General features: G+C 66.9%; 16 protein-coding genes and 1 pseudogene. 8 read left to right on the forward strand and 9 right to left on the reverse strand.

The genetic code is table 11. The features are described 5' to 3' along the window. Positions 1–13: 13 nt before the first annotated feature. The 3 genes from IEX24_RS03755 to IEX24_RS03765 all read right to left on the reverse strand — a co-directional run bounded on the left by IEX24_RS03755 (position 14) and on the right by IEX24_RS03765 (position 2,713). Complete coding sequence (locus IEX24_RS03755; RefSeq protein ID WP_188673838.1) at positions 14–754, reverse strand: HAD family hydrolase; 741 nt, start codon at positions 752–754, stop codon at positions 14–16. 50 nt (positions 755–804) lie between these two features. Then, positions 805–1,830, reverse strand: a complete 1,026-nt coding sequence (locus IEX24_RS03760) for an aminoglycoside phosphotransferase family protein (RefSeq protein ID WP_203585937.1) — start codon at positions 1,828–1,830, stop codon at positions 805–807. Positions 1,831–1,957: 127 nt separating this feature from the next. Further along, positions 1,958–2,713, reverse strand: a complete 756-nt coding sequence (locus tag IEX24_RS03765) for a ParA family protein (RefSeq protein WP_188673841.1) — start codon at positions 2,711–2,713, stop codon at positions 1,958–1,960. A 196-nt stretch (positions 2,714–2,909) separates the two neighbouring features. Here IEX24_RS03765 and IEX24_RS03770 point away from each other — a divergent pair, with 196 nt between their 5' ends. Both IEX24_RS03770 and IEX24_RS03775 read left to right on the forward strand, forming a co-directional pair. After that, complete coding sequence (locus IEX24_RS03770; protein ID WP_188673844.1) at positions 2,910–4,598, forward strand: APC family permease; 1,689 nt, start codon at positions 2,910–2,912, stop codon at positions 4,596–4,598. Between the two features lie 121 nt (positions 4,599–4,719). Beyond that, the gene (locus IEX24_RS03775; RefSeq protein ID WP_188673848.1) at positions 4,720–5,676 is read left to right on the forward strand and encodes an NADP-dependent oxidoreductase; all 957 of its coding nucleotides are present in this window, start codon (positions 4,720–4,722) and stop codon (positions 5,674–5,676) included. Between the two features lie 46 nt (positions 5,677–5,722). Here the strand turns inward: IEX24_RS03775 and IEX24_RS03780 are convergent, their stop codons facing one another. Beyond that, positions 5,723–7,312 carry a Na+/H+ antiporter gene (locus tag IEX24_RS03780; protein ID WP_188673851.1) on the reverse strand — a complete coding sequence of 530 codons (1,590 nt, stop codon included), beginning with the start codon at positions 7,310–7,312 and terminating at the stop codon, positions 5,723–5,725. 72 nt (positions 7,313–7,384) lie between these two features. Between IEX24_RS03780 and IEX24_RS03785 the strand changes: the two genes are divergently transcribed. Beyond that, entirely contained in the window at positions 7,385–7,780 is a 396-nt protein-coding gene (locus tag IEX24_RS03785; protein WP_188673853.1) for a PPOX class F420-dependent oxidoreductase, read from the forward strand. A 125-nt stretch (positions 7,781–7,905) separates the two neighbouring features. Then, positions 7,906–8,484, forward strand: a complete 579-nt coding sequence (locus IEX24_RS03790; protein WP_188673856.1) for an SRPBCC family protein — start codon at positions 7,906–7,908, stop codon at positions 8,482–8,484. Positions 8,485–8,818: 334 nt separating this feature from the next. Here the strand turns inward: IEX24_RS03790 and IEX24_RS03795 are convergent, their stop codons facing one another. Next, a complete protein-coding gene (locus IEX24_RS03795) occupies positions 8,819–10,639 on the reverse strand; it encodes a thiamine pyrophosphate-requiring protein (RefSeq protein WP_188673859.1) in 1,821 nt (606 codons plus the stop codon). A 156-nt stretch (positions 10,640–10,795) separates the two neighbouring features. Here IEX24_RS03795 and IEX24_RS03800 point away from each other — a divergent pair, with 156 nt between their 5' ends. After that, positions 10,796–12,562, forward strand: a complete 1,767-nt coding sequence (locus IEX24_RS03800) for a carboxylesterase/lipase family protein (RefSeq protein ID WP_188673862.1) — start codon at positions 10,796–10,798, stop codon at positions 12,560–12,562. 143 nt (positions 12,563–12,705) lie between these two features. Here the strand turns inward: IEX24_RS03800 and IEX24_RS19820 are convergent. Then, positions 12,706–12,900, reverse strand: a pseudogene (locus IEX24_RS19820) (ArsR/SmtB family transcription factor); the annotation flags it as partial. Positions 12,901–12,951: 51 nt separating this feature from the next. Here IEX24_RS19820 and IEX24_RS03805 point away from each other — a divergent pair. After that, complete coding sequence (locus IEX24_RS03805) at positions 12,952–14,157, forward strand: MFS transporter (protein WP_188673865.1); 1,206 nt, start codon at positions 12,952–12,954, stop codon at positions 14,155–14,157. Positions 14,158–14,171: 14 nt separating this feature from the next. Here the strand turns inward: IEX24_RS03805 and IEX24_RS03810 are convergent, their stop codons facing one another. The 3 genes from IEX24_RS03810 to IEX24_RS03820 all read right to left on the reverse strand — a co-directional run bounded on the left by IEX24_RS03810 (position 14,172) and on the right by IEX24_RS03820 (position 17,953). Then, on the reverse strand, positions 14,172–15,383 hold the full coding sequence (locus IEX24_RS03810) for an AI-2E family transporter (RefSeq protein WP_188673867.1): 1,212 nt from the start codon (positions 15,381–15,383) through the stop codon (positions 14,172–14,174). Positions 15,384–15,426: 43 nt separating this feature from the next. Continuing rightward, positions 15,427–16,470, reverse strand: coding sequence for a carbohydrate kinase family protein (locus IEX24_RS03815; protein WP_188673870.1), 1,044 nt, complete (start codon positions 16,468–16,470; stop codon positions 15,427–15,429). Positions 16,471–16,651: 181 nt separating this feature from the next. Beyond that, complete coding sequence (locus IEX24_RS03820) at positions 16,652–17,953, reverse strand: citrate/2-methylcitrate synthase (protein WP_188673873.1); 1,302 nt, start codon at positions 17,951–17,953, stop codon at positions 16,652–16,654. A gap of 146 nt (positions 17,954–18,099) precedes the next feature. Between IEX24_RS03820 and IEX24_RS03825 the strand changes: the two genes are divergently transcribed. Next, complete coding sequence (locus IEX24_RS03825; protein WP_229715065.1) at positions 18,100–19,272, forward strand: citrate/2-methylcitrate synthase; 1,173 nt, start codon at positions 18,100–18,102, stop codon at positions 19,270–19,272. A 71-nt stretch (positions 19,273–19,343) separates the two neighbouring features. Beyond that, positions 19,344–21,092, forward strand: coding sequence for a S53 family peptidase (locus tag IEX24_RS03830; protein WP_188673876.1), 1,749 nt, complete (start codon positions 19,344–19,346; stop codon positions 21,090–21,092). Positions 21,093–21,105 lie beyond the last annotated feature (13 nt).

The following is a 21,105-nucleotide window of genomic DNA, read 5'->3' on the forward strand; positions in this document are numbered from 1 at the left end:
AGCCGCTGCTCCGTCAGGCGTGCACGAGGTGCAGCAGCTCGCGTAGGTCGGTGATGGTGTGGTCGGGCTTGGTGTGGTGGTACGACTTCGTGCCCTGCTCTGACGCGAAGAGCACGGTTTTCATGCCGAGTTGCTGTGCGCCGAAGATGTCGCGGTGCATGTCGTTGCCCACGTACAGGGTCTGTTCGGGCGTGATTCCCGCCGCGCCGAAAGCGTCGAGCGCCGTCTGAAACAGCCGCGCATCGGGTTTGCGGTAGCCGTAGTCGCCCGAGATCACGATGGGGTCGAAGAACGACGCGATACCCACTTTGTGTAGCTCACCTCGCGCGTAACTCGACTGTGCGTCTGACACGATGGCCAGCGGAAACCGTTCCTGCAGCCGCTGCAGCACCTTACGCGTGTGCGGGTAGAGCTTGAGCTGGCGCCGCGTCACCCCGCGGTAGCACTCCGAGAGCAACTCGGGCAGCGCGGCGAGCTTCTCGGGCGGCAGCGCCCGGGTGAAGTCGGTGCCTGTTCGCTCGACGAGGGTTCGCCAGACGCCGGGTGCGTCGAACTCCGGATGCTCTTCTGCGCTAGCCCGCCGCTGTTCCTTGAGAATGCCGAAGTACAGCTCACGCACCTCGTGCCGCCGTAGATCGATGCCCTGGTACGTCAGCAGATGCCCCACCGCCCGAAACGCCTCGTCGGAGTGATCTTCGGTGCGAATGTCGATGAGGGTTCCGTTGACGTCGAAAGCTATGGCCCGAACATCCACTGGTCACCCCTTCGTTCGGCCGAATGGCATGGGCGCACTCGCTCTCACGCTCACCGACACCACGCTAGCCCGCCCGCAGCAGACACTTCGCCTGCGAGAGGAGCCGCTGCCGATAACCCCGCCCCGATGTAGTCGTTGCGCGCGATGCGCAGCAGGTTCAGCCCCATGTAGAACGGCACACGCGAGGTGATGGAGCCGAACGTGACCTCGTGGTCGGGAAAGTGGCTGGCATATTCCCAGAGAAAGTGCCCGATGAACGGCTCTGCCCGGTAACGATCGCCGGTCGCCGACATGAAAGCGTGCTGCAGTTCGCCTGCCACACGGCCCACATCGAACATCCGGTCGCCCCGCACGGTGCGCTCGAGGTCGATGGCCGCGACGTCGAGCCCGGTGCCGAACAAGAAGTTCGCCGGGGTTGCGTCGCCGTGCAGCCAGACCTGGCGGTCGGCCCACATGCGCGGGCGGCCGAGCCAGAGGTCGCAGAGCCAGAGCAGCTCGTCGGCATCCCACTGCCCAAGCAGGCCGCGTCGGCGCAACCCGCCGATGAGGCTCGCGAAGTAGCGGCCGTCACTTGCGAAGTCGACGGCCTCGCCGGTTGCGGTGCGGTTGTGCAGCGTCGCGAGAAAGAACGCGAGCGCCTTCAGCCGCCAGTAGAGGTGCTCGTTGTCGCCGTACTGCGTGCACTGGCTGATGGCGCGGCTGAACTCTTCGCCGTCGTAATATTCGACCGCCAGAACGCCGTTCGTCTCGCCGTCGACGCCGAGCGGCCGAATCACGTGGTGCGGCGAGCCGACCAGGTCGTAACCGCGCAGACGGTGCAGGCTCTCGAACTCGTTCGAGGCGGTGCGGGTGGCGCGGTCGCGATCCCAGCCGTATTTCGGGCCATAGAACTTGCAGATGACTCGCGCGCGGCTGAACTTCTCCTCGTAGCCGTAGACGACGTTGCTGCCGGTCAGCTTGAACGCCCGAAAGGCCGGAGCGGGCTCCCGCACTCCGAGTTGGTCGCGCAGAATCGCGCTGAGAAAGCCGTGCAGGCGGTCTTCGCCGTTGACGTACCCTACGTACGTGCCGATCACGTGCCGCCTCCGCAGCCTGGCCGATGGTGCCGGTGAATTCACTCTCTGTTCAGAGACTATGCGCCGCGCGTTTCCGCAGCGTTTCTGGGCAGGTGCTAGCTGATTACGAGAGTGGATGCTCGGCCGGTCACCGTTTGCGCTGCTTCACCTTCACCATCGACGCCGCGCGAACCCACAGCTCGCTGAACGACCGGGCGGCCTCGGTATTGGGCGCATACGCAGACACAGCGGCACGCTCGGTGCCCATGCGCTCGATCACCACGGAGTTCGGAACCACGATGTTCGACACCTCGGCGTGCTGCCGGTGCAGGTCGCGAACGGCATCGCGGTGAACGGACTTTCGCCGGTCGACCATGGAGAGAAACGCGAGCACGGGCGCCGGGCGGTCGGCCTCGGCCACGATCATCCGCACCTGGTCGAGCGAGCGCAGCGCCAACGGCTGCGGCACGAGCGGCACCACCACGAGGTCGGCGGCGTGCAGTGCGTTCTGGGCCACGAGTGATTCGCCGGGCGGGCAGTCGAGAACGACCACATCGTAGTCGCGGGCAACTGGCGCGAGAATGCGAGTGATGCGTTCGGCAGACTTCTTGGCGGCGTCGAAGACGAGATCGAGTTCACGGTAACCCGAGTCGGCGGCGATCACGTCGAGACGCCGATTCGGAGTAGAGCGAATGACGCTTCGCGTGCTGGTCTTGCCGGCCACGAGCGCCTCGATGCCGCCCTTGACCTTCGGTTTCGCATCGAGCAAGTACGTCGAGGCGCCCTGCGCGTCGAGATCCCAGAGCAGAACGCGAAAGTCACGCGACGCCTCCCAGGCCAGATTCACGGCCGCCGTCGTCTTGCCGACGCCACCCTTGGTGCTGTACACCGCAACGACCTTCATCACCGAAGCCTAGGGGTGAACACGGCATTGCGAGGGGAGCGGCGCGCCCCGAACGGGGAAGCATAGACCGCTGCCGGCACTGCGTAAACTTCGAGTTTTCTCAGAAACGAAGATCTAGCGCAGCGATGCAGAGAGACGTATGCTCGATCAAATTTCTGCAGGGCTCCGAGTAACACCTCACACAAAGGTGGGCATCATGACGACCTCGACCGCATCGAACTCTTCGCCCGCCGCCGCGGGCCCGTCTGGTGGCGCCGGCGACTCGCCCGCCTTGAAGCGAACCGTGGGGTTCTGGGGCCTCACCTTCGTCTCGCTCGGCTCCATCATCGGCTCGGGCTGGTTGCTCGGGGCACTCACCGCGGCGAAGTTCGCTGGAGGGTCGGCGCTCATCTCCTGGGTGATCGCTGCCATCATGCTCATGGTGCTGGCGCTCATCCACGCTGACCTCGGTGGCGCCTACCCCGTTGCAGGCGGTACGGCGCGCTACCCGCACTACGCCTTCGGCGGCTTCGCGGGCTTCACCGCAGGCTGGGTTACCTACCTGCAGGCGGTGTTCATCGCGCCGCTCGAGGTGGAGGCTTCGCTCAGCTATGTGAACTCGGTGGGCAACATCAAGAACGACTTTCCGCTGATCAACGTCGACGGCACCCTCACCACTCAGGGCATCGTGGTGGGCATTCTGGCGATGCTGCTGTTCACGTTCATCAACCTCGGCGGTGCGCGATGGTTGTCAGACAGCAACACGGGAATCGTCATCTGGAAGACGTTCGTGCCGCTGTTGACCATCGGTGTGCTGATCATCCTCAGTTTTCATGCCCAGAACTTCACGGCGAACGGCGGGTTCGCGCCGTTCGGCTTCCACGGCATCTTCGCCGCCCTGCCCGCAGGTGTGGTGTTCGCGCTGCAAGGGTTCGAGCAGGCCTCGCAGATGGCCGGCGAGGCAAAGAACCCCAAGAAAGACGTAGCGAAGGCGATCATCCTCGCCATGTCGATCGGTGCCCTGCTTTACCTGCTGCTCGAGGTGGCGTTCATCGGCTCGCTCGACCCGGCGACGCTCATTCAAAACGGCTGGGCGAACCCCATCGGTGCTGGCGATTACGGGCCGTATTACACCTTGGCGCTCGCCGCAGGGGCCGGCTGGCTCGCCGCGATTCTGATCATCGACGCGGTGATCTCGCCCGGTGGCACAGGGCTCATCTATGTGGGCACGACGGCGCGCATCTCGTACGCGCTCGGCCTGCCCAACGGTCTGACGCGCATTTCGGCACGAGGTGTGCCCATCTGGTCGCTGGTGCTGGCGAGTCTGCTCGGTATCGGTGCTCTGCTGGTGCCGGGGTCAGGATGGCTGCAGTTGGTGGGCTACATCACCGGTGCGACCGCCATCATGTATTCGTTCGCCCCGATTTCGCTCGCGGCCCTGCGTAAGGCTGACGCGAAGCGCGAGCATCCGTACAAGGTGCCCGCGCCCATGTTCATGCTGCCGCTGGGCTTCGTGTTCGCGAACCTCATCATCTACTGGGGCGGATTCGACGCGACCTGGCGTCTGGCTGTCGCCGTGCTCTTCGGGCAGATTCTGTTCGTGATCGCCGCCCTCGTGAAGGCGAAGAACGTGAACCTCGCGAAAGCGCGCTGGCAGTCAGCGCTCTGGATCTGGCCGTGGCTGCTCGGCATGTGCATCATCGGCTACCTCGGTGATTTCGGAACCACAGAGCTAAACCTGCTGCCGGCCGACTGGGACACGCTCATCGTCGCAGCCTTCTCCCTCGTGATCTTCTACTTCGCTGTCAGCCGTCGCATGTCGAGCGCTGACGTCGAAGCGCAGGTCGAAGAAGACATCGAGCACGAAGAAGAGGCCGACGGGCAGCCGGCGGTGCTGGGGGCGTAGGGGTCTCGCGGCGGGGCGCGGCGGCGCGGCCCGGCCCAGCTGGCGTGCGGTGGCCGAGGCTGGCGCGGCCGGTCTGGCGGGCGCGGCGGCTGCGCTCAGCTCTCCGGTGCAGAATTGGCACATGGAGAAGATGTGGTTTGCGACCGATTTCGGCGGCCTCGATGTGTTCGAAGAGCGCGAGGTCGAAGTGGATGCGCCCCAGCCGGGCGAAGTCACCATCGAGGTGCGGGCGGCGGGCATGAACCCGGCCGACTACAAGCACGTGGCGCGGCAGGGTGACCGATCTATTCTGCCGATCAGGGTCGGGTACGAGGTGTCGGGAGTCATCCGGGCCCTCGGCGAAAGCACCGAGATCGCGTCGGGCGGGGGAGCGGTCGGCGACGAAGTGATTGCGTTCCGTGTCTCGGGTGGATACTCGAGCGCCATCACGGTGCCTGGCAAAGATGTGTTCGCGAAGCCGGCATCCATTGGCTTCGATGAAGCGGCGAACCTGCTGCTCGCCGGTGCGACGGCCGCCGAGATGCTGGCCGTGACCGGTGTGGCCGCGGGCGACACGATTCTGTTGAACGGTGCCTCAGGCGCGGTGGGCGTCAGCGTGCTGCAGCAGGCGCGGCTCATCGGCGCCACCGTGATCGGCACGGCGAGCGAGGCGAACTTCGACGTGGTGCGCCGCTTCGGCGGCACCCCGGTGGCCTATGGCCCCGGCCTCGAGCAGCGCGTGCGTGCCGCAGCGGCCGCGGATGCACGGCCGAGCGGCATCGTGGCTGGGCTCGACGCCGTCGGTACCGACGAAGCGAGCGAGGTGTCGCTGGCGCTGGTGCCCGACCGGCAGCGCATCGTGACCATCGCCGCGGCGCCCCTGGCGAAGCAGCACGGATTCATCGCCATCGGCGGAGCCATGCCCGAAAGCGCAGCCTTTCGCGATGCAGCGCGCGCCCGTCTGATCGCTCTCGCCGCGGATGGATCGCTCGTGGTGCCCATGGCGCGCACCTACCCCCTCGCCGACGCGAAGGAGGCGCTGCGCTACCTCAGCTCGCAGCACCCCGGAGGCAAGGTCGCGCTCATCCCCGAGCACTGACACCGCCACCCGCGTCGCGCAGCGGGCAGCGCGGGCGGGCGCAGCGTCAGGTGCCGTCTTCGGGCGGCGGCGCCAGTCGCAGCTCCTCGAGGTCGAGGCGTGCTTGCACGCGGCGCTGCACGACGTCGTCGATGAGGCCCTCGCGGCGCAGGCGGTCGATCGCCTCGCGCTTCTTGGGTACGAGGGCTGACTGCAGGTCGTTTTTGAGGTCGACCTCGTTGGGTTCGCGGGCGGCGAGTTCGGGGTGGCCGTCTTCGCGGTGGATGCGCGACAGCTTGTGCTCGAGCAGGCTGCGCACGGCGTCGACCGTGGCAGGGGGTGAGTCGAGCGTTGCCGCCACGGCGGGCAGAGCATCCAACTCGGCCCGCAGGCCCGTCTGCTCGGCGAGCAGCTCTTCGTCGAACTCAGTAGGGTCGGGGTCGAGCTTCGCCCACCGCACGATGGCGGGCATGGTGAGGCCCTGCACCACAAGAGTGAAGAGGATGTCGATGAACGTCGTCGCGATGATCAGGTCGCGGTAGGGCAGCGGAGCACCCGAACTCGTGGTGGTGGGCAGCGCCAGCGCGGCCGCGAGGGAGACCGCCCCGCGAAACCCGGCCCAGGCATTGGGTATGCGCTGCCGAAACCGGATTCGCCGGGTGCGCTGCACCGGTCTTCGGTCGAAGAACCGAATGACGTACGGAATCGTGTTCGACCACACCAGCCGCGTGGCGAAGATCGCGACGGCGATGATCAGGCCGAAGCCCACGGTTGCCGCCCATCCACTGCCCAGACCCTCGGTCACCGTGTGCAGCTCGAATCCGATCAGAATGAACAACGCACCGTTCAGAATGAACGTGCTGAGCTGCCAGAACCCGAACGACTGCTCACGCATGCTCGCCGTGACCAGGCGCGGGGCGGTCTGGCTGAGCAGCAGCCCGCAACTGACCACCGCGACCACCCCCGACACGTGAAAGTATTCGGCCGGCAGATAGGCGACGAACGGCGTGACGACGCTCAGCGTGTTCACCAGCAGCTTGTCGTGTACGAGTTTGCGTATCTGCACGACCACCAAGCCGACGGCTATTCCGATGGCGATTCCGACCGCGTACGATGCGACGAACTGCAGGGCGGCGAAGCCGAGCGTGATGGGTGTTCCGCTGACGGCGGCACCGAGTGCGATGGCGTACACGACCAGAGCGGTTCCGTCGTTGATGAGGCTCTCAGCGCGCAGAATCGTGGCATTGCGCCGCGGCAAGTGGCCGGCGACCGAGGCGACTGCGGTGGCGTCGGTGGGCGCCAAGATGGCTCCGAGAACGAAAGCGATGGGCCAGGGCATACCGAACCCGTGTGCGATGGCGGCCACGACCCCGGCCGTCACAAGTACGAGCACAATGGCGCTGAGCACGATCACCCTGAGGTTGCGGCGAATCTCGCGCAACGAGGTGTTCAGCGACTCCCAGTAGAGCAGCGCGGGCAAGAACAGCAGAATCACGAGGTCGGGCGGCAGGGCGATTCCGCTCAGAAACGGAATGAACCCCAGCGCCGCCCCGAGCACGAGCAGCACGAGCGGCGGCGGTAGACGCAGCTTTCTGGCGAGAGCCCCACCACCGATGATGGTCAGACCGATGATCACCAGAATCTCGAGCCCCAGCATGGTCGCCCCTCCCGTGTGCAGTGCGTGCGTGCGAATCGATCGGCTGCCGGATGACCGGCAATACTTGAAGCTATGACACTCTCACCAGAACTGCTCACCCTGCTCCGCAAACCGAGCCTGTGCTTCATCGCCACGACCATGCCCGACGGTTCGCCTCAGCTCACCGAGACCTGGGTCGACACCGACGGAGAGAACGTGGTGATCAATACCGTGGCCGGTTTTCAGAAGGTGCGCAACATCGAGCGTGATCCGCGGGTCGCCGTGGCCATCGCCGACCCCGGCGAGCCCACCCGCTACGTGCAGGTGCGCGGAACGGTCATCGCGACGCGCACCGAGGGTGCAGCTGAGCACATCAACGAGCTCTCGCACAAGTACACGGGCAGCGACTACCCCTGGTACGGCGGCCGCGACCAGACCCGCGTGATGCTCATCATCGAGCCGAACTCGGTGACCGCGCCGCGCAGCTGACCGCTGCGGCCGAATGGATGCCCGGCCCACCGCCCTACGTCGAAACCCCCGCTCGCGCAAGCACTGTGCCCGGCGCCGGCCGCCGCCTAGCGTGAGAGAACGCACCAGCCAGCCGAGGAGGACCCGTGTCGACGAACAAGCGCACCATGAAATGCTCGCCCGACGACGTTTTTGCGGTCGTGGCCGAGGGCTGGTACTTTCCCACTTGGGTGGTGGGGGCATCCCGCATGCGCGATGTCGACGCCGCCTGGCCGCACGTCGGATCGCACCTGCACCACTCGTTCGGAGTCTGGCCCGCACTCATCAACGACGCAACCACCTCGCTGCAGTGGAACCCACCGCACCGAGTCGTCATGCAGCCCAAGGGCTGGCCGCTCGGCGAGGCCCGTGTGACCATCGAGGTCGAGCCCCACAAAAAGGGCTGCCTGGTGAAGATCGACGAGCATCCGGTGCGGGGGCCTGGCGCGCTCGTGCCTCGTGCGGCGATGGATGTTCTGCTGCACATCCGCAACACCGAAACGCTGCGCCGGCTCGCCTACCTCGCCGAGGCCGGAGCGGGCACGCTGACCCCCGACATGGCCCCCACCGACGCCGACCGCACCCTGCCGAAGCGCGCCTCGCGCGGCACCTTCCGTCGCCTGCTCCTCTACGCCGGAGTCGCCGCCACCGCGGTCGCCCTCGCGCGTCGCGTGGCGCGCGCCTAACCCCCTCCCGCCCAAAACCCGCGCGCCGCCGCGCCACGCGCGCCGCCGCACCACGCGCCACGCGCGCCGCCCGCCCCGCGCCCTGGTTCCATTCCACCGCACCTCACCCCGCCGCGCCCACCCCGAGCGCGACCTTTCCGGGCGACCGCGACCGCCGAGGCGGTCGCTCTCGACCGCAACCCTCGGCGCTCGCCGAAACGGTCGCTCTCGTCCGGAAGCGGGGCCGTCAGTTCAGCGCGACCTTTCCGGTCGCTCTCGCCCGAAACGCGGAGCGCTCGTGCGATGCGGTCGCTCTCATCGAGGTGGCCGGTTCCGGGGTGCGGCGCGGGTGGTGTCAAGCCCCGCCGCCGAGGCCCAGCTTGCCCTTCACACGCTCGACGCCCTCGGAGACGAGCGCCTCGGCAGAGTCGCGAACCACGCCGAGAGCGAGCGGGTCGCCCTTCAGCAGCGCCTTGGCCGTGTTCTTGGCGAACTCGAACGTGATGTGCGGCGGCAGCGGGGGCACGTTCCGGCTGCAGTAGGCATCGATCAGCGTGACACCCTGAGTTGAGAACGCAGCATCCACCGCGGCCTCGACCTCGCTGTCGTCTCGCACCCGAATGCCCGTGAACCCGAGCAGCTCGGCCCACCCCGCATAATCGACCGACTCGACGTCTTGCGCCGTGCGCCACACCGGGTTGCCGTCTTCGGTGCGCATCTCCCACGACACCTGGCCGAGGTCGTTGTTGTGAATCACCACGATGATCAGTTGCGGGTTGCTCCACGAACTGAGGTACTTCTTGATGGTGATGAGCTCGTTCATGCCGAGCATCTGGAAGGCTCCGTCGCCGATGGTGCAGACCACCGTGCGTTCGGGGTAGGCGAACTTCGCGGCGATGGCGTAGGGCATCGACGCCATCATGGTTGCGAGTCGCCCCGAGAGGTCGCCGAGCATCCCGTCGCGCAGCCTGATGTGGTGGCCGTACCAATCGGCCGTCGTTCCGGCGTCTGCGGTGACGATGGCGCGCGCGGGCAGCCGCTTGTTGACCTCGTGAATAACGCGGCGCGGGTTCACCCCGTCGTCGTACGTCAGCTCGGCCTGCGCTGCCATTTCGTTCTCCCACTCCACCATTTCGGTGGCGACCTTCTGCTGCCACGAGAGGTCGGGCTTCGCCTCGAGGTGCGGGATGATCGCCGCAAGTGTCGCCCGAACATCCCCCCACAGGTTCAGCTCTGTCGGGTATCTCAGCCCCAACTGCTCGGGCTTGAGGTCGATCTGCACGGCCCTGGCCTGCCCGGTCTTCGGTAAAAACTGGCCGTACGGATAGTTCGTGCCCAACAGCACGAGCGTGTCGCAGTCTGTGATTTGGTGCAGGCTCGGCAGCGAACCCAGCAGCCCCAGTTGCTGGGTGTGAAACGGCACATCAGACGGCACCACCTGCTTGCCGCGCAACGCGGTGATGATGCCCGCGCCGGCCAGTCGGGCAGCCTCGAGCACCTCGTCGGTGGCTCCGGTCGCACCGTGCCCCACCAGAAAAGTGACTTTCTTGCCCTCGTTGATGAGCCGCGCCGCCGCGAGAATCTCGGCCTCAGGCGGCACGACCGCGGTCGACGGAGCGATCGCGCTCGAACGAGACACCCAGTTCTCGGGCGCAGGCTCGACCATCTTCATGCCCTGCACATCGTGCGGAATAACGATCACAGCCGGCCCCAGCCGCACCAGCGCGGTGCGAAACGCGGTGTCGACCACGGCCTGCGCCTGCTCGGGCGACACGATGGTCTGCACATACACCGCCACATCGGCGAAGACGCGTTCGAGGTTCGACTCCTGCATGGTGAAGGTGCCGAGCGCGTTCAGCCCCTGCTGGCCGACGATGGCGACCACGGGCTGGTTATCCATCTGGGCGTCGTAGAGCCCGTTCAGCAGGTGAAAGGCGCCGGGGCTCGAGGTGGCGATGCAGACGCCGACCTCGCCGGTGAACTTGGCGTGCGCGGTAGCCATCAGGCCGCAGATCTCTTCGTGAGTCGGCCGGATGTACTGCACACCGGTGCCGTCTCGCTCCGCCTTGCCGAGAGCACCATCGAACTCACCGGCACCATCGCCCGGGTAGCCAAAAACGCGCGTGACACCCCATTCTTTGATGCGCTGAATGACGAAATCGCTGACGGTTGCCATGAAAAGCCTCTCGAACGGTGGCTGTCGGTGCATCACCGGCACCCTCGAAACGTAACCCGGGTGCGCGCGGGCCGGTAGGGGATTGACAGTCGTTTCGGCTCTCGCGAGCGGGTAGATTCGCAACATGTCTGAAGAACCGCATGTTTGAAGAACCGCATGTTTGAAGAGGTGCCGGTTACGGGCGGTGTGGTGCGCGGGGCGCGCGAAGGCTCCACCGTCGTCTGGCGGGGTATTCCGTACGCAGCTCCGCCCGTGGGCGAGTTTCGGTTTCGAAGGCCCCAGCCGGTCGTACCCTGGGCCGGGGTTCGGGATGCCCTTGACTTCGGCAAAGTCGCGACGCAGGCCTATAAGGGGCAGTTCAAGGGCGTCGGCCCGGGTGTTCCGTCAGGTGAAGACTGCCTCACGATCAACGTCATAGCGCCTGCGGCCGACCCGGATGCAGATGCAGAACCGCGCGCCCAGACCGCTCCCACTGCCACTGACACCGCCCCTGCCGGGCGCGCCACCCCGGCCGCCGAGCTGCGGCCCGTCATGGTGTTCATTCACGGCGGCGGCTATGCCGCCGGCTCGTCGCGCGACTTCTCGGGCCAGGGCGACGGCTTCGTGCGCACCGGCCAAGTGGTCTACGTGAGTTTCAACTACCGCCTCGGCGCCCTCGGCTACCTCGACCTCAGCCGGTATTCGTCAGAAGCGCGGCCCATCGATAGCAACCTGGGGCTGCGCGATCAGGTCGCCGCTCTCGAGTGGGTGCAGCAGAACATCCGCTCGTTCGGCGGCGACCCTTCGAACGTGACCCTGTTCGGCGAATCGGCCGGCGGCAACGCGGTCACCACGCTGATGGCGACTCCGGCAGCAGCGGGACTGTTCGCCCGCGCCATTGCGCAGAGTTCGCCGCCGAGCTCGGTGTACCCGAAGGCGCTCGCCCAGACCTGGGGTGAAGAGTTCGTTTCGATCGTGCGCGCACAGTTTCACCCCGAGCTGCCCGCGACAGGGCCCATCGGGCCGATTCAGGCGGCACACCTGCTCGACGCCACGAGCGCGGCCGACCTCGTCACGGCGTCGCTTGCCCTGCAATTGCACGTGCCCAACGAGTTTCCGGGTACGTTCTGCCTCGCACCGGTGGTCGACGGTGACTTTCTGCCCGAGCATCCACTCGCCGCATTTCGAGAGGGCCGAGCGCACCGAGTGCCGCTCATCATTGGCTCGAACAACCGCGAGGGAACGCTGTTTCGAGGCAAGATCGACATTCTGCCGCGCTCGCCGCGGCGCATTCGGGCGATGTTTCAGCGGGCCCCGCGGGCCGCTCGCACACTGATGCAGCACGCCTATCCGGGCCTGCCGTCACGTCGTTCGGCGGCCGATTTCGGCGGCGACTACGCCTTCTGGTATCCGTCGACCAAGGTGGCCGATTCGCACTCGCGGTACGCGCCGGTCTTCGCGTACCGGTTCGATGTGGCTCCGCGCCTGTTGCGCATGGTGGGTCTCGACGCGACCCACGGCGTAGAGATGTACGCGCTCTTCGACCAGGCTGATGTTTCGCTCGGCCGGGTGATGACCGCGCTGGGTGGCCGTGAGCCGTTCAGTGCGGCGGGCGAGCGGATGCGCGAGAACTGGTTGCGCTTCGCCAATCAGCGCGAGCTGGCCGGCACGTGGCCGGCGTACACCGAGCAGCATCGGCTGACCAACATCATCGGCGAAACTGACCACATCGAATCAGACCCGAGGCGGCAGCGCCGTCTCGCGTGGGATGCGTTCTTGCCGTTCGACGAACCCGAACCGCTGCCCGCGTCGGTGGACTACTACCGCGCCGAGCCCGTGCCGGCCTCGGTCGCCGCGCCGCCTTCCGATGCAGCCGCGGCTGCATCGGAAGCTTCAGCTTCAGCGGCAGCCGGAGCCCCGGCCTCGGCGTCGGCAGTACCGTAGTCGGCGCCCTTCTGCAGGTCGTTGCGTGCCTCGGCGCTCGTGACGCCGGCGATCAGCCCGGGAAACCGGTCTTCGAGCTCCTCTTCGCGCAGAGCGATCCACATATTGCGTCCGTTGACCTTGATGGTCGTCAAGCCCGCTTCGCGCAGGGTTTTGAAATGGTGCGACAGGGTCGACTTGGTGATGTCGAGGCCGAATTCATCGACGTTGCACGCGTGGTAACCACCGTCAGCGAGAACCTGCACCATCTTCACCCGGCCCGGGTCAGAGAGCGCGTGCAGAATATCGGTGAGCCTGATGTCGGCGGCCGCGGGTTGCGGGTACGGGTTGTCGGTCATCCGGAGCTTTCATTGTTTGATACTTATCGAACTATCGACTACGCTAATAGTATGACGTTCATCGAACAATCATACACACCTCGCTTTTACCCCCGTCTCGCCCTGCTCGCGGTAGGGCTGTTCATCGTGGGTACGAACGCCTTCGTCATCGCAGGCTTGCTGCCCGACATCGCGGCCACGCTCGGGGTGAAGCCGAGTGACGTCAGCTACTCCATCACCTTCTACGCCATCGTCGTGGCGGTGGCAGCGCCGGTCATCGCCATCGCTCTGCCGAAGCTCTCGCGAACAACCCTGATGTCGAGCGGGCTGGTGCTGATTGCTCTCGGCACCGTTCTGGCCGCGGCATCCACTAACCTGACGCTGTTCACGGTGGGCCGCATCGTGGCCGCGCTCGGCGGGGCGGCCCTGGTACCGGCGGCGACGGCTGCGGCCGCAACGCTCGCCCCTGCGGTGAAGCGTGGGCAGGCCATTGCGTTCGTCTCGCTGGGGTTCACCGCGGCGACGGCTCTCGGCTCGCCGCTCGGCACTGCGCTCGGCGCGGTCGGTGGCTGGCAGTTGCCGCTCTACATCGTCGCCGCACTTGCCGCCGTGCTTGCCGTACTGGTGGCACTGTTCGTGCGCGATATTCCGCTCGGCAAGACGGTGACACTGACAGAGCGGTTCGCTCCGCTACGCGATCACCGCGTGGTGCTGGTGCTGGCCGCGACGCTGTTCATGACAGCCGGGTTCAACGTGGTGTACATCTTCAGCTCTGAGATCACGGCGGGAGCCACCGGAGGCAACGGGAGCCTGCTCGCCCTGCTGCTGCTGATCTACGGCCTCGCAGGCACAGTGGGCAACGTGGGCGCCGGCTACCTCACCGACAGGCTCGGCAGCCGTCGTACGGCCACCGTGTTTCTCGTGGTGCACATCGCTGCGCTCGTCGCGCTGCCCATCATCGATCTCAACTACCTCGCCACAGCCATCGTCTTCGCGGTGTGGGGCCTGGCGGCGTTCTCTTCGGTGCCGCCCGTGCAGCATCGGCTCATCTCGATCGACCCTGCCACCTCGGGGCTCGCGCTGTCGTGGTACACCACGGCCATGTACGTGGGCATCGCGCTCGCACCGCCGCTCGGCGCAGCTGCGCTCGCGGTCGGCGGAGCGCAACTTGTTCCCGAGGTGGGCGCGGCAGCGGTGGCCATTGCCCTGATCATGTTTCAGCTCGGCTACGTGTCTCGACGTCGCCGTGCGGCGTCTGCCGCGCTCGTCGTGAGCTGAGCCGGATCGAACGTTCACCGTGCCGGCGGCTCTGGGCTGACCGCCGGCCGACTCGAGTCGCCAGTGGGCGCCGGCCCTGGTTCGTGCATTCGCGCCGGCGTCGGCGCTGACGCGGGCTCGCGATAGTCGCCCGTCAGCCAGCGCGCGAAGCCCGCGTCGGGATCGCTGCCGATGACGAGTGTTCGAACGAGCAGCGTCAACGGAATAGCCAGCAGTGCCCCAAGCGGCCCGATCACCGCAACCCAGAAGATCACGCTCGCAAAAGTGAGAGTGAGCGAGAGATTCACGGCGTCGCTGACGAATTTCGGCTGCACGAGTTCTTGAAGCGTCACGTTGATGACGCAGTAGGCGACAACGACCACCAGCGCAATGACCCAGCCGCCCGAGATGAGCGCGAACACCGCCGCCGGAATCAACCCGAGCACAAACCCGATGTTCGGAATGAAGTTCGTGACGAACGCCAGCACCGCCCAGATGAACGCGCCCGGCACCCCGAGCGCCCACAGCAGCAGACCGTCGAGCACAGCCACCACGAGACCGAAGTTCGCGTTCACCACGTAATACCGTTGAACTCCCGCGGTGTATTCGCGAAACGAAGCAATCGTCTGGGACTTGGCGCGGGCGAATCGGGCGGGCACCTGACCGAGCCTCGCCGCATCCGCCCCCATGAAAATGATGTACGCCAGAATGAAGAAGAACGCGGTTGCGGTCGACGCCAGATAGCCGGCCACTGACTTCACTGCCGTGATGAGGGTGGCGGGGTCGAGCGCGCTGCCCGCCGAACTCAGGCTCGACACATCGATGCCGAAGCCGTGAAGTGCGGTGGTCGCCTGGCTGACGATGGTGCTGACTTGCCCTGAGCTCTGTGTCAGCAGGCTGATGAATTGGGTCGCAGCAATGGCGATGAGTACGGCCATCACCGCGAGAATCAGATACGCCGCCACTATCACCGCGGTCGTCGCGAGCCACCGGGGTACGCCACGCTTCTCCAACGGGTGGCGAAGTGGATGCACGATGATCACGATCACGGCCGCCAACACGAAGGGGCCGACGACCGAGCGCCCGAGGTAGAACCCCACGATCACGATCACCGCGGCGGCCAGCGTCAACAGCACCCGTGTGGCAGGTGCGAGCCCGGCCCCGCCTCGAGTGCCGCCGGATTCGGCTCCGGCGCCAGCGCCTCGGCCGTCGCTCGCTGGGCCTTCAGCAGGTGTCGGTGTCGTCATGACTTCAGCATGTCAGGTCGCGCTCGCGCCGGCCACGCCGCGGTCAAGCCGAGAGGCGTGCCTGCTCGGGTGTCACGCGCAATTGCTCGGTTTCGAGAAAGCGGCCAGCCGCGGCGTTCGCATGGGAGACGGCCGCCAAGAGATCGCGTGCGGTGAGCGATGCGGGTGCGGCGGATGCCCGCGGAGCGGATTCGCGAGAGGTCGACGCGCGGGTGGCGGATGCCCGGGCCGTCGATGCGCGCGTGGCTGATGGGCGAGTGGCCGACGCGAACGAGGCGAGCGCCAAATGGGCGCTGAACACATCGCCCGCGCCGATGGTCACCACCGAGTCGGCCGTTTCGACGGGGGTCGCCGCCACCGGGTGGGCCACTCCGCCCACGAAGAGAGTTGCCCCGCGCTCGTTCTGCGTCACAACGATTCGGGTTTGGGCGAACTCGGCAGACCATTCGGATGCTCGGGCCAGAGCATCCACGCAGTCTTCGTCTGAGAACACAACGAGGTCGAAGAACGGCAGCACGTGCGCGTAGTCGGCGAACTCGACCTGGCTGATGCGGTGATCGGCGCCCACGCGTCGAAAGTAGCCCTGTGGAACGAGCACCCGCAACGCTCCGGCAGATGTAGCCGCAAAGATCTGCTCGATGTAGTCGCCCGAAAATGTGTCGAGCAGGGGCGCCACGATCACGATGTCAGAGTCGGCGAGCTGGTCTGTCGTCGCCTCGGTGAGCGGTACGGCATCCGCCCCTTCAGTATGACGGCACTCCTGCAGGCGGTGACCGTCGACGAAGAGGTTGCGGTAGAGCAACGTCGGCGCGGCCGCGGGCGTGCCGAGCAGCGGTGTTTCGGGCGCGATCTCGACAAAGTCGTCCCCGTAGGGCGCGACAACAGCAGCCACGACGTAGGAGAGCTGTTCGAATTCGCTGACCATGTACACAGCAGGCGAACCGGGCACGCGGGTGACGGAGCTGTCGTCGCCGATGTTCTCGTCGATGCACACGTGGCCGACGATGGTAACTCGAACGGCCTGCTTGTGCCCGATTTTCGCAGGGGCGGGCGCGGGGCGCGCACTCGCGAAGGCTCTTCTCGTCACAATCAATCGTAACCAGCGAGGCTGTGCGTCTATGCCCGTGAACCTGTGTTTGCACTGTGTCTGTGCGCGTCGCGTGGCTGGGGCCGCCGCTTAGCGCTGCGCGTCGTGTGGCTAGGCCCGTGATGTGGCGGTGCCAGCCCGGTTCAGAGGCCGCCTGGTACTGCCTCGACCCGAACCGCATCTACATCGTCAGCCCCGTGTAATGCGACTCCGGCCGAAGCCGCAACGGCGGTTCGCTGTACTCGGCCACCACGTGTGCCAACCAGCCCGCCGTGCGAGCGATCGCGAAGATGATGTGCCCCGCATCGGGCACCAGATCGGCGGCGGCCACGAACGTCGCGAGAGCCAAATCGAGGTTCGCCGGTCGCGCCACGCGCGCATTGACGATGGCAACGAGTCGCTCGGTCGTTCGAACGGCGTCGGAGTAGCGAGGTTCGCCGTGCATCCGGAGCATGAGGCAGACGAACCGCGGGTCACGGCTGCGGTAGACACTGTGGCCGAATCCCGGAATGCCGCGACCCGCCGACACGTGCCGGGCGACGGCGCGTTCGATGCCACCGGGCCCCATCGCTTCGCGCAGCATCTCGGCCGCGGTGACGCTCATCGAGCCGTGCAGGCTGCTGTCGAACGCTCCGAGGGCGGCCGACACGGCGGCGTACGGATGCGCCCGCGCCGACGCCGCAACACGCGCCGCGAGCGTGGCCACTGCCAGGTCGTGGTCGATGCACAGAATGAGCGCTGCGTCGAGCATCGCGAGGTCGCCCCCCATCGCGGGCCGTGCGCTCAGCTTGGGCCACAGCCGTTCGGCGAGCGAGGCGTGCGGATGCCCGGCGGCACCTGTGACCGGGGGCGCGCCCCCGGCGGGCGGCAGAGCATCTACCATCGCGCCGATCAGGCGACGGCCGGCCGAGAACACCACCTCGGGGTCGAGATCGTCGCGCAGCGGGTCGAGTGATCCGGCCAGCGTCACCGTCAGCGCCAGTCGGTCGATCATCCGCTGCGGCGAACCGAGCAGATCGCCGGCCGCACGCGCACGCCGCACGACATCATCGGGGGCGGTGAACGCAGCGGTCTGGGTGGAGGCCAAGAAGAACTCCATCACGCGCTCGGCTGGCCCATGCGCGACGAGGTCGGTGGCGCGCCTGCCGCGGTAGAAGAGCTCGTCGTTTTCGATCAACGTCAGCTCTGAGTCGAGCACCATCAACGGCCGCCCCGAGCGTGCGCTCGCCGCTCGCGCGAGTCGTTGGTGCGGCGCCTCGCGCTCACCGGCGGGCTGAGCGGGCCGAGTGGGCTGAGCGCGCTGAGCAGGCCGACGCATCGACTCCGCCAGCTCTTCGACGTCGAGTGCATCGAAAGTCGAACCGCCCGTCTCCGAACGGATGCTCGCAATCAGCCCGCGCGAAACGTAGGCGTACAGCGTCGCCGGCTTCACACCGAGCCGCCCAGCCGCCTGCGCCGTTGTCAGGCGCGGAAGGTCGCTCATCGGCGCATCCTCTCCCCGCGTGTCGGGCGTGTCGGGCATCGTCGCCTGCCCGCGAACCACCACCGCCATATTGATTCGATCAACAATGATTTCGCACTCATCAACTCTCGTGGTGATCTGAACCTACTCGCAGCAGAGGAGAAATGATGCAACCCACCGACCGAATGAACGACACGCCCATCGACGTACCACGAGGACTCACCAACGTGATCGTCGCCGAAACCCAGCTCAGCGACGTTCGCGGGCTCGAAGGCTTCTACAACTACCGCCAATACTCGGCCGTCGATCTCGCTCGTACCCGCTCCCTCGAAGACGTCTGGCAGCTCCTGCTCGACGGAGCACTGCCGACCCCGCTCGAACGGGCTGCCTTCGCCAACGAGATCGCGTCGTACGCGGCTCTCGATCCCGCGCTCGACCCGGTGCTGGCGATCGCGGCGGCAGCCAGCCCCAAGGCCGACCCGCTCGCCGGCCTGCGGCTCGTACTCACCGCCGAAGGAGCCAGAGTCGGTTCGCTCGCACTCTACGATCAGGCTCCGGATGCCCGCCGGGCCGCCCTCGTAGCGCTCGCTTCGAAGGTGCCCACCGTCGTCGCAGCACTCGCCCGGTTGAGTGCCGGTGAGCATCCCGTCGCTCCCGCACCGCACCTCGGATTCGTGGCGAACTACCTCTACATGCTGCACGGCGTCGAGGCGCCACCCGAGCATGTGGCAGCGCTTTCGGCGTACCTGGTCGCGGCTATCGATCACGGCTTCAACGCCTCGACGTTCACCGCCAGGGTCATCGCGTCGACGGGCGCTGACGCGGCATCGTGTCTCGTCGGCGCGCTCGGTTCGCTCTCGGGCCCGCTGCACGGCGGGGCACCGAGTCGGGCGCTCGATACCCTCGACGCCATCGGAACGCCCGAGAACATTGACGCGTACATCACGGCGCAAGTGCTCGCCGGTTCGCGCATTATGGGTTTCGGGCATCCGGTGTACCGCACCGAAGACCCACGCTCGGCGCTGCTGAAGCAGGTCGCGCTCGGCTTCGGCGGGCCGCGGGTCGGGTTCGCAGTGCAGGTCGAAGAGCGCATTCCGGTGCTGCTGGAGCAACTCAAGCCGGGGCGCGAGCTGCACACGAACCTGGAATGGTATGCCGCAATCGTCATGGAACTCTGCGGAATCGGGCGGCACCTTTTCACGCCGACGTTCGCGGTGGCGAGGGTGCTCGGGTACACGGCCAACATCATGGAGCAGGCGGCTGACGGCAAGATCATCCGTCCCTCCGCGAGGTACGTGGGCCCGCCGGCGCCGCAGCCGGTGCCGGCAGTGATGCGATGACGGGTGTGGTGCTTGCGTGATCTTCGCGCAAGCTCTTGCTCAGTGTCGGTGGATGCCTGTAAACCCGATGTATGACCGAATCTCATGAATCGAACCAGCCGCTCGAGCTCGTACCGTTGCCCGGCAGTGAGCGTCAGCCGGCCCCTGGGGTGCGCCCGGCCGCGCATCCACTCGCTCGAGAGACCGCCGTGGAAGCGACTCTCGTCTTGCGCCGGGCCGGGGCTGCCGACCCGGCCGCGTTGGCGGGCGGCGACGCCGCGCCTCTGCCGCCGGCCGAGTTCGCAGCGCGATTCGGCGCTAGCGCGGCCGACGTCGAGCTGGTGACGAGCACGTTGGCGGGGCTCGGGCTCACCATCATCGAGACCGACCCGGCTTCACGCCGGGTGAGGGTGTCAGGGCCCGTCAGCACCATCGACCGTGTCTTTGGCACGGCGCTCGAGGCGGCGAGCAGTGAAGGCGCTGACGGTTCGCGTGTGACGCACCGTCATCGAGCTGGCAGTCTCAGCATTCCGGCCGTGCTCGCCGGCGTGGTCACGGCCGTGCTCGGTCTTGACGACCGGCCGCAGGCGCGCGCGCAGTTTCGCGTCGCCGAAGCGCACGCCACCTCGGTGAGTTACACGCCGGTGCAACTCGGCGAGATCTACGACTTTCCGGCCGGCACTGACGGCGCGGGCCAGACCGTGGCCATCATCGAGCTGGGTGGCGGGTTCGCGGAGAGTGATCTCGATGCATACTTCGGCGGGTTATCCATTCAGACGCCCGACGTTCGCGCCGTCGGGGTCGACGGGGCCGTGAACGAACCGGGCAAAGACGCGCAGGGAGCAGACGGTGAAGTGCTGCTCGACATCGAGGTCGTCGGGGGGCTCTCGCCACGGGCATCCATACTCGTCTATTTCGCACCGAACACAGACGCTGGGTTTCTGGATGCCGTGGCCACCGCCGCGCATGCCACACCCACCCCCGCCGCCATCAGCATCAGCTGGGGTCAGAGCGAAGACGAATGGACAGCCCAGGCCCGCACCGCGCTCGATGACGCGCTGCTCGATGCGGCGGCTCTCGGCATCACGGTGACTGCAGCCGCGGGAGACAACGGGAGTTCAGACAGTGCTGCGGGCGGGGCCAACCACGCCGATTTTCCGGCGTCGAGCCCGCACGCGCTGGCCTGCGGGGGCACTCGGCTCGAAGCTTCAGGTACGAAGGTGACCAGCGAGACGGTGTGGAACAACGGCGTAGGCAACGGTGCGACCGGCGGGGGAGTGAGCGATGTGTTCGCGCTACCGGCTTGGCAGAGGAGCGCAGGGGTTCCGGCCTCGCCGACGCGAGGAGGCGGTCGAGGAGTGCCCGATGTGGCGGCGAACGCCGACCCGCAGACCGGCTACGAGGTGCTCGTCGACGGCAAGCGCGCGGTGTACGGCGGTACGAGTGCGGTCGCTCCGCTGTGGGCCGCGCTCGTGGCTCGGTTGGTGCAGTCGCTCGGCTCGCCCCTCGGGTTGTTGCAGCCGAAGCTCTACGAGCTGTCGTCGGGCCTTCGAGATGTCACCGTCGGCAACAACGGAGCATTCGCCGCGGGCCCGGGGTGGGATGCGTGTACCGGTCTCGGCGTGCCGAGCGGTACCGCGTTGCTCGCGGCGCTGAAGGCTTCGCACCCGGCGGCGTCTTCACTCTCGGCGGAGGCTTCGCTACCGTCGGAGGCTTCGCGCCCGTCGGCCACTTCGCGCGCTTCGGGCAATTCGCTGGCGTCGCCCGGCCGGCCAGTCGTCCAGTCGGCTGACCTCGCCGATGAGCTGCGTAGCATCCGCGCCATCGGTGAAGACCGCTGACTCAGGAGCTTCG

This window comes from Subtercola lobariae (assembly GCF_014640255.1).
Taxonomy (GTDB): Bacteria; Actinomycetota; Actinomycetes; order Actinomycetales; family Microbacteriaceae; genus Subtercola; species Subtercola lobariae.

Coding starts and splice junctions, on each gene's coding strand:
- IEX24_RS03795 (WP_188673859.1), bottom strand. CDS start 10,639: ATGGCAACCGTCAGCGATTTCGTCATTCAGCGCATCAAAGAATGGGGT.
- IEX24_RS03805 (WP_188673865.1), top strand. CDS start 12,952: ATGACGTTCATCGAACAATCATACACACCTCGCTTTTACCCCCGTCTC.
- IEX24_RS03830 (WP_188673876.1), top strand. CDS start 19,344: ATGACCGAATCTCATGAATCGAACCAGCCGCTCGAGCTCGTACCGTTG.
- IEX24_RS03780 (WP_188673851.1), bottom strand. CDS start 7,312: ATGCTGGGGCTCGAGATTCTGGTGATCATCGGTCTGACCATCATCGGT.
- IEX24_RS03765 (WP_188673841.1), bottom strand. CDS start 2,713: ATGAAGGTCGTTGCGGTGTACAGCACCAAGGGTGGCGTCGGCAAGACG.
- IEX24_RS03800 (WP_188673862.1), top strand. CDS start 10,796: ATGTTTGAAGAGGTGCCGGTTACGGGCGGTGTGGTGCGCGGGGCGCGC.
- IEX24_RS03825 (WP_229715065.1), top strand. CDS start 18,100: ATGCAACCCACCGACCGAATGAACGACACGCCCATCGACGTACCACGA.
- IEX24_RS03775 (WP_188673848.1), top strand. CDS start 4,720: ATGGAGAAGATGTGGTTTGCGACCGATTTCGGCGGCCTCGATGTGTTC.
- IEX24_RS03810 (WP_188673867.1), bottom strand. CDS start 15,383: ATGACGACACCGACACCTGCTGAAGGCCCAGCGAGCGACGGCCGAGGC.
- IEX24_RS03785 (WP_188673853.1), top strand. CDS start 7,385: ATGACACTCTCACCAGAACTGCTCACCCTGCTCCGCAAACCGAGCCTG.
- IEX24_RS03820 (WP_188673873.1), bottom strand. CDS start 17,953: ATGAGCGACCTTCCGCGCCTGACAACGGCGCAGGCGGCTGGGCGGCTC.
- IEX24_RS03770 (WP_188673844.1), top strand. CDS start 2,910: ATGACGACCTCGACCGCATCGAACTCTTCGCCCGCCGCCGCGGGCCCG.